Source organism: Mesorhizobium sp. WSM4983, from assembly GCF_029625765.1.
Classification (GTDB): Bacteria; Pseudomonadota; Alphaproteobacteria; order Rhizobiales; family Rhizobiaceae; genus Mesorhizobium.
Genome location: NZ_JARTVM010000010.1, coordinates 191,827 through 203,787, shown reverse-complemented (window position 1 = coordinate 203,787; position 11,961 = coordinate 191,827). Strand labels below are relative to the sequence as shown.

Genomic DNA, 11,961 nt, shown 5'->3' with positions numbered 1-11,961 from the left:
GCCTCAAGCCCCGTAGCCGCGCATGGTCTGGCGATTGGTCTTCACCGCGCCAGCCGGATCGGCGGCGGCGGTTTCGGATTCCTCCTCCAGCACCAGCCAGCCGTTGAAGTTGGGCGCGGCGCTTGCGATCTCGATCACCTTAGCCGTGTCGCAGACACCCTGGCCGAGCATCGCCCAACTGCCGTTGGCATCGACGTCTTTCAGATGCACATAGCGAATGCGGTCGCGATAGGTGGTGAGCGTATCGGCCATGTCCTGACGGCCGCGCAAGATGTGTCCGGTGTCCGGCACCCAGCCGACCAGCGATGGGTCAAGCAGGGAGAAGATGCGGTCATAATCGGCGCGGTCGAAGAGCAGCGTGTTGTGATGCGAGCTCGGATGCACAGCCACCTGCACGCCGGCCTTGCGCCCAAGTTCGCCGGCCTTGTTGTAGACCTCGGCGGCGATGGCGAATTTGTCGTCGCGCGGGCCGTCGGAGACGACGGTTGCCGAGCCCATCGACACCAGCGCTCCCGGAAAGGCGGCGGCGAAGTCGATCCAGCGACCGGCGGTTTCGAGGTCCTCGCCGATTTTCTCGTTGAGCGTGAAGCCGCTCTTCGAGCCGAAGGCGAACGAGACCAGCATGAGGCCGGATGCCTTCAACGCGGCAGCGAACTCCGCAGGCTTGCCGGCATAGCGACCGATCATCGTGTCGGTGATCTCGATGCCGGCATAGCCGCCGTCGGAAATCGCTTTGATGAGATCGTCCGGGCCTCCGCCGAAACGGTCGCCGAGCATCTCCCAGGTAAAAGTCTGGCAGCCGACTTTGAGGTCTTTCACGTTCATTCTTTCATTCCTTGATACCGCCCATTCCTTGGTGTCGCTCTGCGTCTTCATGGGAGGGACATCCTACTTGACCGAGCCCGCGGTCATGCCTGCGAGGAAGAATCTCTGGGCAACGAGGTAGATGAGCAAAAGCGGTAACGAGCCGAGCACGCTCATCGCCATCATCTGGTTCCATTCGAAGGCGTGCTGCCCCATCAACAGCTGGATGCCGATCGGCACGGTGCGCATGGAGGTCGACTTGGTCAGCGTCAGCGCAAAGAGAAATTCGTTCCAGCATAACAGGAAGGTGTAGACCGACGTCGCCACGATACCAGGCAGCGAGATCGGGACGATCACCCGCCAAAGCGCTGTCCAACTGGTGCCGCCGTCGACAGCCACCGCTTCATCGAGATCGCGGGGCAAGGTGTTGAGATATCCCGTCATCAGCAGGATCGCGTAGGGCAGCGTAAACACCAGGTAAGTCAGGATCAGCGCGATATAGGTGTCAAAGATGCCATATGAGACGACAAGCCCGAAGAAGGGGATGAGAAGCGTGATCGGCGGAATCGTCTGCGTGCTGATGATGAGTGTGTTCAGGCTGCCCTTGCCGCGAAAGTTGAAGCGGCTGAACCCGTAGGCCGCCAGCAAGGCGATCAGCACCGTCAGCACGGTCACCGCTGCCGCCACGAAGTAGCTATTGAAGAAGAAGCGCAGCTTCACCGGGTCGCCGAGGATGGCTGCATAGGCTTCCATCGTGAAGGCCTTCGGCAGGATGGTTGGCGGCAGGGCAAAGATCTCGGTATTCGACTTGAACGAGCTGCTGAGCATCCAGTAGATCGGGAAGGCCGCGAAGAACAGCCCCGCGGCAAGCGCTACATGCAGCGCGACGGTGATCAGCCTGTCTTTCGGCGTGTGCCTTTTCCTCATGGTGACTACCGAGCCTTTTGATAACGGATGTAGAACAGCGTCAGGCCAAGCGAGATCAGCAGAATGACCACAGCGCTCGCCGACGCCTGAGACAGGTTGTAGCTCGAAAACGCCAGCTTGTAGGTGTAGGTGCTGAGGACCTCGGTCGAGTAGATCGGACCACCGCCCGTCGTTATCCAGATCAATGGGAAGACCTGCATGGTCCAGATGAAGTCGAGCAGCGAGATGCTGATGATGATCGGCATCAACTGCGGGATGGTGATGAAGATCAGCTTCTGGTAGGCCTTGGCGCCGTCGATATCGGCGGCCTCGTAGAAATCCTTGGGAATGCCCTGCAGGCCTGCGAGCAGGCTGACCATGAAAAGCGGGTACCCCGCCCAGATATTGGCGAAGGTGACGGCGTGCAGCGCGGTCTCGGGCGAGGAAAACCACTCGACCTTGGAGCCGATGATGCCCATCTGCATGAGAATGCTGTTCACGACCCCGTTCGGCTCAAGCAGGAGGCGCCAGATCACAGCGATAATCACCGCAGTGAACAGCCAAGGCAGTATGTAGAGCACGCGCAGAATATTGCGCAGCGTCGGATTGATGCGGTCGCTGTTCAGCATGAGTGCGAAGACCATGCCGACGGTCATGTGAAAAACGACACTCATGCAAGTGAAGTAGAGCGTGTGCCACAGCGAAGCCCAAAACACCGGATCGGCAAAGATCGCCTGGTAGTGTTTCAGTCCGGCAAAGGATGGGTCACGGCGCAGCACCGCGCTGTTCTGGAACGAATAGGCAATCACCGTCACCATCGGCAGCAGCATCAGAAGACCGACTATGAGGAGCGAGGGCGACAGATAGAGATAGGGTGCGACCGCTCGTTTCAGTCTGTGATGGGAGCGCTTCTGCGGGGTCATGTGCCAACCTTGAATACGCCTTCAAGAGAAGGTGAGCTTCGGAACACGGGTCCACCGATCCGTTGTGGCCGGGTGGCCTGCCCGAAGTCAGGCCACCCGGTCGAGAAAGTGAACGGGGAACAGGCCGATCAGAATTTCGCCATCCAGCCCTTTTGAGCGTTGGCTGCGGCTTGTTCCGGAGACTGCTCGCCGGCAAGCATCTTCTGGGCTTCCACGTCGAACTGGGTCATCAGGTCTTCCGCCACCGGCAGACCCGTGAACTCGTTGGCGAGATAACCGGTCTTGAAGATTTCGAAAGCCTTTGCGAATGCCTTGTCGGACGTCACGAAATCGGGCTTGGCGTTGACGTTGCCCGGGAAGGCGTTTGCAAGCGACACGAGCTTGGCGTTCACCTTTTCACTCATCAGATATTGGACGAGCTTCCAGGCCTCCTCCTGGTGCTTCGAGCCGGCAGAGATACCGATGCCCCAGGAGGCATAGGGAAGGCCGCGCTTGCCGTTGTAGTTCTCCACGACCGGGACCGGGATGAGGTCGAAGTTCAGCTTGGGATTGCGTTTGCGGATGAGGTTCACATGCGCGAGCGAGTCGATCATCATCCCGACCCGGTCGTTGACGAATTCCTCGACCTTTTCCTGTTCGGTCTTGGTGGCGATGCCGGGCGAGATGGTGCCGGCGTCGTTGAGCGATTTCACGAAGCTGAGCATATCCACCACCGGTTTGCCCTCGAGGTCGGGCTTGCCATTCGCCATCATCGACTGGCCCGAAGCCCAAACCCACGACATCATGTCGTTCTGAACGCCGGACGGCGTCTGCAGCGACAGCGGCAGCACCCAGCCATACTGGTTCTTGTCGGCATGGGTCATCTTCTTGGCGGCTTCGAGGAACTCCGCGCGGGTCGACGGCAGCTTGGTCACGCCTGCCTGGGCGGCGAGGTCCAGATTGACGAACACCGGATAGACGAACGAAGCGACCGGGAACATCACGGCCTTGCCGTCCACCTTGATGATGTCCGCGACCTGGGCTTTGTCGAACTTGCTCGCATCCATCATCGGGTTCATGTCGGCCAGCGCATTTTGTGCGTTCAGATTGTTCACCCAAGCGCCATCGAGACCGACAACGTCGCTAAGCGTTCCGGTCGCAGCACCGACCGAGATCTGGTCTCGCGTGGTCGCATAGGGGCCGCTGACCAGCGTCACCTTGATCCCGGGGTTTGCAGCCTCGAACTCGTCCATGATTTTGCGCAAGGAGCCTGCGGGCAGCTCTGGCTCCCACCACTGCGTGAATTCCAGCGTCGTGTCTGCCATGGCGCCGGTTGCGCCGAGCAGCCATGCGGCCGCGGCCATTTTCAGCATCGCGGGTCGTATCCGAAACGTCATTTTCTCCTCCTTCTTAAGATCGACCGCACAATGCGGACGATCGTCTGCTTCATTCAGAAGTCTTCTTACGAGTACTTTCGCAGGCGCATCGCTCCCGCCTGCGGGCTCTGCAGCAAATCTTCAGATCGCCAGATGCGTCTCGGGATCGAAGAAATGGAGCTTGGCGTCGTCTACGGCCAAGCGGATCTCCGAGCCGGGGCGGACTGTGCTGACCGGTTCGAATTTCGCCACCGCGTTCGAGGTCATGCCGAAATCCTGCACCGCGTCCGGATCGCCGGAGTCCACCCGCACCGCGTCGATGCTGAGATGAACGATGTGTTCGGACCCGAGTTCTTCGATCGAGGTCACCTTTGCCGGGATCGTCTGATACTTGCGGCCGGATTCGAGACTGCTGTCATAGAGATCCTCCGGTCGGATCCCGAACACGACCTTGCGCCCCGCATACGACCTCAAGGACGGCCTGCGCACGAAGGCTGCGTCCTGCAGCCGGATGGCGAAGGTGCCGGACATCAGTTCGTCGCCCGTCAGCGTCGCCTCGAACAGGTTCATCGAAGGAGAACCGATGAAGCCGGCAACGAAGGCGTTTACCGGCGATTCATAGAGTCTCTTGGGAGTGTCGACCTGCTGCAGCACGCCGCCTTTCAACACCGCGACCCTGTCCCCCATCGTCATCGCCTCGGTTTGGTCGTGGGTCACGTATATGGTCGTGACGCCGAGTTGCTTTTGCAGGCTGGTGATTTCGGCGCGCATTTGAACACGCAGCTTCGCGTCCAGATTGGAAAGGGGTTCGTCCATGAGGAAGGCGGCCGGCTCGCGCACCATGGCGCGGCCCATGGCAACCCGTTGACGCTGTCCGCCTGAAAGGTTCGCGGGTTTGCTGTCGAGCAGAGATGTCAGCTGAAGGGTTTTGGCAATCTCGTCCACCCGCTTCTTGCGCTCGGCCTTCGGCTTGCCTGCCAGCCGCATCGAAAAAGCGATGTTTTCGAACACCGTCATATGCGGGTAGAGCGCGTAGCTCTGGAAGACCATCGCGATGTCGCGGTCCTTGGGCGGCATGTCGACGACGTCGACTCCGCCGATCCGAAGGCTGCCGCTTGTCACGTCCTCCAGCCCCGCGATCATTCGCAAGGCGGTGGATTTGCCGCAGCCGGACGGCCCGACGAGAATCAAGAACTCGCCATCCTCGACCGACAGGTTCAATTGGTCGATTGCGTGAAAGTTGTTCCCATAGGTCTTGCAGATATTCTCAAGAATGACTTCTGCCATCTTCCTCCCTCCACAAGGCTAAGCCGCTCGTTATTAAGATCATTATCGGCCTATGTTCGCCTGCGAATGTTCCTCGGATAGTTTCAACTATGTTCCGGTATCGAGCTGCGATTTCAGTTCGACTGCCGACGGGGCGTTCGTCGATGCCAAGAGTTCCGTGACCTGGCCCTCGGTCGGCAGCGCCTCGCGCCCGCCACGCCCCGTTATCGACAGGGCCGCGGCCGCGGCCGCGAATGCGACCCGGCCTGCGGTCTCGGCTCCGCGCGTCAATGCATGGGCATAGGCACCGTGAAAGCAATCACCGGCGCCAGTCGAGTCAACGACGGCAACCCGGTGCGGAGGCAGGTGCCAGAGCCCTGCCTCGTCGCGTCCGCGATAATAGACGCCCCTGCCGCCGTCAGTCAGAACCACGGTGGACCGCGACGGCATCCACAATGCGTCGAGCACCTCGGCAGGCGATCGGCCGCCCGTGGCAGCCCGCGCGAAGCCGAGGGGAAGAATGAGATGGTCGCAGAGCCCGATCAGCCTCTCGGTGGCTGGGCCGCTGCTCCATTCGATATCGCCGAGGATTGCAAGGCCGAGATCGCGAGCCCGAGCCACGACATCCATCGACCGGATCGCGTAACTATCGACGATCAGGACGGCCGCGCGGCTGAGGACCTCGTCCGGAAAGTCTGGCGCGGTGCCCAGCATCGCTTCGTCGTCATACGCGATGAACCTCTCCCCATCCGAGCCGACGGTGATCCGCGAGCGCACCGGGCGTGCGTGCGGGTGGCGCGGCGCGAATGCGGTTTCAACTCCGCTCGCAACGAGATCGCACAGCACGGCGTCGTCAGCGGCACTGGCCAGCCATCCGACGAACCCGGCGGTTCCGCCGAGCCGCGCGACGGCGGCAAGGGCCGTCGCGACATTTCCGCCGAAAGTTCGGGCAGTTTGCAGAACCTTCCCCTTGCCCGCCGACAACGGCTGATCGACATAGACGATGTCGTCGATCGCAATAGCGCCGAAGCCGAGGATTGAAGGGACGGTGGGCATCGTTCAGGCACCCGCCTTCGCCAGGGCGTCTTCTGCCGAAAGGCCGTCATGGATGACGCTCCGAAAGGCAAATGCCGCCTTCTCCGGATCGCCGTGCCCCCAGAGATTGCGACCGACCACGGCACCGCGCGCGCCGGCACGTATGGCGTCCGCCGTCTGCTGAAGGGCGCCGAGCAGCGTCTCGGTCTTCGGACCACCCGCGATCACAACCGGCACCGGGCAGGTCCGGACGGTCTCTCGGAACGACTCGAAATCGCCCGTGTAGCCTATCTTGATCACGTCGACGCCGGACTCGTAGCCGATGCGCGCCGCATAGGCGATCTCGTCGGGGGTGAAGACGATTTTTGCTCCGTCGGTGAAATCGCGCGGGTAGATATGCGCCACCACCGGCATGCCGTAGCGTGCCGCCGCATTCACCGAGTCGGTCAGCCAGCGTATGTACTTACCCTCGGTCGCGCCGCGCACCGGAATGGCAACGGCCAACGCATCGGCCCCGGCGCGCACCGCATCCTCCGGCGTTGCAATCAGCTCGCTGATGCGATCGTCTGGGGTGAAGCAGCCCGCCTGGATCACCAGAGACGCTTTGCCCGCATATTGCGGCCACAGATGGCGCGCGGTGCCGGGCTGGATGCTGACGTAGTCGGGTTTGCCCATCATGACGCGCGCGAGCGCACCGGGCAGATCGGCAAGCCCGCCTTTGCGCACGTCGCCATAGCCGACAAAGTGGTCGACCGCGCCGCCAAAAAGCTTCCCGGACGGATGCGAGAAGAGGCGCGCAAGGCGCACCTTGGTTCCTAGGCTCATGAGTGCAAAATTCCTCAATCGTTTGAGCTGGCGGCCTCCGATGTCGAGCCAGCATTTTCACATGCTCTATAAAAATTTTACGCGCGTCAAGATTTAAAATGCGCTATAGCGAGTCACGAACATGGTCCGCCGCCGTTGCAACGGGTTGTCTGCGGCGGTGCCGTCATGGGAGGTCGGAAGGAAAATGCAAGCAAAATCAGGAGCGAAGCTCGGTATCGGCGTTATCGGTTGCGGCAACATATCGATGACCTATTTGCGCAACGCAGCACTTTTCGCCGGCGTGGAACTGCGCGCCTGCGCCGATATTTCCGCCGACATGGCCGCGCTACGGGCCAGGGAATACGGTATCCGCGCGCTGCCGGTCGATGCGCTGCTGGCCGATCCCGAGGTCGATCTCGTCCTCAACCTCACCGTTCCGTCGGCGCATTTCGACATCACCCATTCGGCGCTTTCCGCGGGCAAGCACGTCTTCACGGAAAAGCCTCTGGCGACCTCGGCCGGCGAGGGCCGCCGGCTGGTCGCGGAGGCGGCGAAGCGCGATCTGCTGCTGGGCTCGGCTCCAGACACCTTCCTCGGCGCAGCCGGGCGGCGTGCCCGCCACCTAATGGACGAGGGCGCGATCGGCCGCGCCGTGACCGGCACCGCCTTCATGATGGGGCGCGGCATGGAGCATTGGCATCCCAATCCGCAATTCTACTATCAGCCGGGCGGCGGTCCGGTGTTCGACATGGGGCCATACTACCTGACGATGCTGGTCAACCTGCTCGGCCCGGTCGCCCGCGTCATGGCGATGACGACGCGCGGTCAGGACGAGCGCCTGATCACCGCCGAAGGCCCTTACAAAAACACCAGCTTCAGGGTCGGCACGCCGACCAACATCCTGTCGCTGCTCGAATTCCACTGCGGCGCCACCGTCACCTTCGGCGCCTCTTGGGACGTCTTCAAGCATTCCAACCATCCGATCGAGCTGCACGGGACGGAAGGCTCGCTCAGGCTACCCGATCCCGACACGTTTGGCGGCACGGTCTCGTTGTCGGCGCACGGCGCCGACTGGAAGGATTTCGAGAGCGAAGGCGAGCTCTACGGCGGGCGCAACTGGCCCTATGCCGCACCGGACCGCGCCAACTATCGCATGCTCGGCGTCGCCGACCTGGCGCGGTCGCTGTCGGAAGGGCGCAGACCCCGCGCATCCGGCGAACTGGCGCTGCACGTGCTCGAGATCATGGAAGCGATCCTCGCATCCGGCGAGGGCCGGAACTCCGTCGCCGTCGTCGGCTCGGTCGACCAGCCGCCACTGCTCGGCGAAGACGAGGCGGCGAGCCTGCTTGCCTGAGGCGCCGTGATAGCCAGCGGGAGTTCGGTATCCCTAGGCCGACTGGCGCATCACCAGCGTCGCGTCGAGATTGACCTGCGCCGCGACGGGCGCGCCGTCCTCGTCGAGCAGGGTAAGCAGCGTCTCGACGCTGCTTCCGGCCATCGCCGCGAAATCCTGCGCCATGGTGGTGAGCGCCGGGCAAGTGTAGCGGCTGAGCGGATGGTCGTCATGCGCAGCCACCCGCAGGTCGCAATCCGCCTTGCGGCCCACCTTCAGCCCTTTCGAGAAGGCGGCCGCCATCACGCCGAAGGCGAGACGATCGTTGGCGCACAATATGGTCTTGCCCGGCAGGCCGCCATTGCCGAGCAGCTTTTCCGTCTGTTCGTAGCCGATCCGTTCGAACTCCCATGTGTAGTCGTCGGTATTGCCGAAGACGAGCGGCTCCTGCCCGAGCCGCTTCATGGCATCGACATAACTCTCCACCCGCTCGCGCGAATTGTGATTGACATGCGGAATATCGAAATAGATCGGGGCGTCGCCCGAGCGGCAGAGATAGTCGACGATGGTCGACATGCTCTGCACATTGTTGTTGCCGACGAAAGGCGTGCCGCCTTCGAGATAGGTGTCGAAATAGACAATCGGGATCGCCTGCGTCAGCTTCTCGATCGCCCGCTGGTCCGAGCGCCGGCCGAGCGGTGCTATCAGCGCGCCGGAGACCTTCAACGACAGGATCGTCCGCGTCGCCTCGGCTTCCAGTTCGCTCGATCCATGCGAGGAAATGACGATCGGCCAATAGCCTTCGTCGCGTAGCCTGAGTTCGATGCGGCTGACCATCTCGGAATAGAACGGGTCGGTCACCGTCGGCACGACGATGCCGATGCTGCGGGTGCGCTTGCGGTTGAGGTTTCGCGCGAACAGATTGGGCTGATAGTCGGACGAGCGCAGCGCATCCTCGATGCGTTTTCGCGTCGCCGGCTTGACGCTGGTCGGATCGTCGAAGAATTTCGACAAGGTCGGCCTGGAGACGCCGCAGGAACGGGCGAACTCCTCCATCGTCTTGTGAGTCATCGGCATCCAAACCCTCGCGGCATGGAACCTCGCTCCCATGGCGCTGCTCCGGCGCTCATACGGCGCATCGGCGTGCGCCTGCAAGTTGAAACTTTACAGGAAGCTCCGCAAGTTTCAACGCGGCCGGAGAAATTATTCCATGCGTAAATTTATTAATTGACGCGAAAAAGAGAGGGCCGTATTCCAAGCCCTAAGCCATGCATGGCGAATGCCGGGAGGACGTGATGAAGAAGCTGGTCTCAGCCGGCGAGATCCTCGTCGAGATCATGGCGGAATCAATCGGCCAGAGCTTCCTCGAGCCCGGTCCGCTGGCCGGCCCCTTTCCGTCCGGCGCCCCGGCGATCTTCATCGGCCAAGCGGCGGCGCTCGGCCAGCCTGCGGGTCTCATCGGCGCCGTCGGCGGGGACGATTTCGGCCAGTTGAATATCGACCGGCTCAGCGCGCTCGGCGCCGACGTTTCGGCAATCGCCGTCCGTGAAGGCCATGCAACCGGCACCGCCTTCGTCGCCTACCGGACCGATGCATCCAGGCATTTTGTTTTCAATATCCGGAACAGCGCCGCCGGCCTTTTGGAAATGGACGATGCCGCCAAGCGGCTCTTGGCCGGAGCCGATCATGTCCATGTCATGGGCTCTTCGCTTTTTTCCGATCGCGCCACCGACGTCGCACTCGCCGCGATCGCGGCCGTGAAGGCCAAGAGCGGCACGGTGTCCTTCGATCCGAACATCCGTCGCGAGATCATGCAGGCGTCCGGCACGCGTCAGGCGCTCGATCATGTGCTCGCGCAGACAGATGTCTTCCTGCCGAGCGGCAACGAACTGTTCCTTTTCTCCTCCGCCAGCGACGAACAGGCCGCGGTCCGCGAATTGCTGGGGCGAGGCATCTCCTGCATCGTGCTGAAGAAAGGCGCCGATGGCGCCACTTATCACGACCGCAAGGGCACGCTCGCCATGCCCGGCTTTGTGGTCGAGGAAGTCGATCCGACCGGCGCCGGCGATTGCTTCGGCGCCGCCTTCGTTTCCTTCTGGCTGCGCGGTGCCTCGCCCGCCGATGCACTGCGCATCGCCAATGCCTGCGGCGCGCTCGCCGTTACCCGCAAGGGGCCGATGGAAGGCATTCACCGGCTCGCCGACGTCGAGGCCTTCATCGCAAAAGCGACCGCACGCGCATGACCGGCGCCACGGCAAGATTTGCTGGCATCGCCGCTCGCCGCGCGGCAGGCGCGAAGGGCGGCATCGCCTCGATCTGTTCGGCGCACCCGCTGGTGATCGAAGCGACGCTCCGCCACGGCGCGAGGAATGGCGCCGATGTGCTGATCGAGGCGACCTGCAACCAGGTCAATCACGAGGGCGGCTATACCGGCATGACCCCGGCCGCCTTTCGAGCCTTCGTCGAGACGCAAGCAGGCAGGACCGGCTTTCCGTTCGACCGGCTGATCCTCGGCGGCGATCACCTCGGCCCGAATCCTTGGAAGCATCTGCCCGCGGCGGAAGCGATGAACAAGGCGGCGGCGATGATCGACGCCTATGCCTCCGCCGGCTTCACCAAGCTGCATCTCGACACCAGCATGGCTTGTGCCGACGATTCCGTGGCACTCGCCGACGAGACGATTGCCGTGCGCGCGGCCGAGCTTGCGGCGGTTGCCGAGGCGGCGGTCGCCCGCTCGGGCGGTGAAAAACCCGTCTACATCATCGGCACCGAAGTGCCGGTTCCGGGCGGCGCGCTGGAAGCGCTCGACCATATGCATGTGACCGAGCCGGCCGATGCGCTCCGCACGGTCGAGCTCCATCGCCAGGCCTTCTGCCGTCTCGGCCTCGATGCCGCTTTTGCCCGGGCTGTCGGCGTCGTCGTTCAGCCCGGCGTCGAATTCGGCAATGCCGACATCATCGCGTATGCGCCCGAGAGGGCGACGAAGCTGGTCGCGGCCCTGGAAAGCCAGCCGCAATTCGTCTTCGAGGCGCATTCGACCGACTATCAGCCCGCGGAAGCTTTGGCCGCGCTCGTGCGCGACGGCTTCGCCATCCTCAAGGTCGGCCCCTGGCTCACCTTCGCGTTGCGCGAGGCGCTCTATGGCCTGAGCCACATCGCCGACGCGCTCGCGCCCGATCCCTCGCGCGAAAGCTTGCTGGCCGCGATGGAACGCATCATGCTGGCCTCGCCCGGCAATTGGCAGAAATATTATCCGGGATCGCCTGACGAGCAGCGCCTGCAGCGGCATTTCTCCTTCAGCGACCGCATCCGCTACTACTGGCCATTGCCCGACGCACAGCATGCGACCGAAGCGCTGCTGGCGGCACTCGGCAAGCGTGAAATTCCACGCCCCCTGATTAGCCAGTATCTCGGCCATCTCGATGCCGAGGTCGGCGCCGGTCGGATCACGCCGACCGCGCATGAGCTTCTGATTGCCAGCGTCACGCGCGTCCTCGATACCTATCGCAGCGCCACGATCCCGTAAGCCGGCGGA

The 11,961-nt window shown here is 62.7% G+C and carries 11 protein-coding genes; 3 read left to right on the top strand and 8 right to left on the bottom strand.

The window, feature by feature from the left end; all coding sequences use genetic code 11:
• Positions 1–3: 3 nt before the first annotated feature.
• From P9254_RS23710 to P9254_RS23680, 7 genes are all read right to left on the bottom strand, one after another.
• Complete coding sequence (locus P9254_RS23710) at positions 4–825, bottom strand: sugar phosphate isomerase/epimerase family protein (RefSeq protein ID WP_278057230.1); 822 nt, start codon at positions 823–825, stop codon at positions 4–6.
• 63 nt (positions 826–888) lie between these two features.
• Positions 889–1,731: a carbohydrate ABC transporter permease gene (locus P9254_RS23705; protein ID WP_278057208.1), complete on the bottom strand. Its 843-nt coding sequence runs from the start codon at positions 1,729–1,731 to the stop codon at positions 889–891.
• A 5-nt stretch (positions 1,732–1,736) separates the two neighbouring features.
• Positions 1,737–2,633, bottom strand: coding sequence for a carbohydrate ABC transporter permease (locus tag P9254_RS23700; RefSeq protein WP_278057207.1), 897 nt, complete (start codon positions 2,631–2,633; stop codon positions 1,737–1,739).
• 128 nt (positions 2,634–2,761) lie between these two features.
• Complete coding sequence (locus P9254_RS23695) at positions 2,762–4,009, bottom strand: ABC transporter substrate-binding protein (protein WP_278057206.1); 1,248 nt, start codon at positions 4,007–4,009, stop codon at positions 2,762–2,764.
• A gap of 120 nt (positions 4,010–4,129) precedes the next feature.
• Positions 4,130–5,275: an ABC transporter ATP-binding protein gene (locus P9254_RS23690; protein ID WP_278057205.1), complete on the bottom strand. Its 1,146-nt coding sequence runs from the start codon at positions 5,273–5,275 to the stop codon at positions 4,130–4,132.
• Between the two features lie 87 nt (positions 5,276–5,362).
• Positions 5,363–6,310, bottom strand: coding sequence for a PfkB family carbohydrate kinase (locus tag P9254_RS23685; RefSeq protein WP_278057204.1), 948 nt, complete (start codon positions 6,308–6,310; stop codon positions 5,363–5,365).
• Positions 6,311–6,313: 3 nt separating this feature from the next.
• The gene (locus tag P9254_RS23680) at positions 6,314–7,114 is read right to left on the bottom strand and encodes a class I fructose-bisphosphate aldolase (protein WP_278057203.1); all 801 of its coding nucleotides are present in this window, start codon (positions 7,112–7,114) and stop codon (positions 6,314–6,316) included.
• A gap of 184 nt (positions 7,115–7,298) precedes the next feature.
• Between P9254_RS23680 and P9254_RS23675 the strand changes: the two genes are divergently transcribed.
• Positions 7,299–8,447, top strand: coding sequence for a Gfo/Idh/MocA family protein (locus P9254_RS23675; protein WP_278057202.1), 1,149 nt, complete (start codon positions 7,299–7,301; stop codon positions 8,445–8,447).
• 33 nt (positions 8,448–8,480) lie between these two features.
• On the opposite strand, the gene P9254_RS23670 is transcribed toward P9254_RS23675, so the two are convergent.
• Positions 8,481–9,503, bottom strand: a complete 1,023-nt coding sequence (locus P9254_RS23670) for a LacI family DNA-binding transcriptional regulator (RefSeq protein WP_278057201.1) — start codon at positions 9,501–9,503, stop codon at positions 8,481–8,483.
• Positions 9,504–9,721: 218 nt separating this feature from the next.
• On the opposite strand from P9254_RS23670, the gene P9254_RS23665 reads away from it, so the two are divergent.
• Together P9254_RS23665 and P9254_RS23660 are read left to right on the top strand one after the other, a co-directional pair.
• A complete protein-coding gene (locus tag P9254_RS23665) occupies positions 9,722–10,669 on the top strand; it encodes a sugar kinase (protein WP_095776665.1) in 948 nt (315 codons plus the stop codon).
• Positions 10,666–11,952 (top strand): D-tagatose-bisphosphate aldolase, class II, non-catalytic subunit, encoded by a 1,287-nt coding sequence (locus P9254_RS23660; RefSeq protein WP_278057200.1) that lies wholly within the window; start codon positions 10,666–10,668, stop codon positions 11,950–11,952. Before P9254_RS23665 ends, P9254_RS23660 begins: the two co-directional genes overlap by 4 nt.
• Positions 11,953–11,961 lie beyond the last annotated feature (9 nt).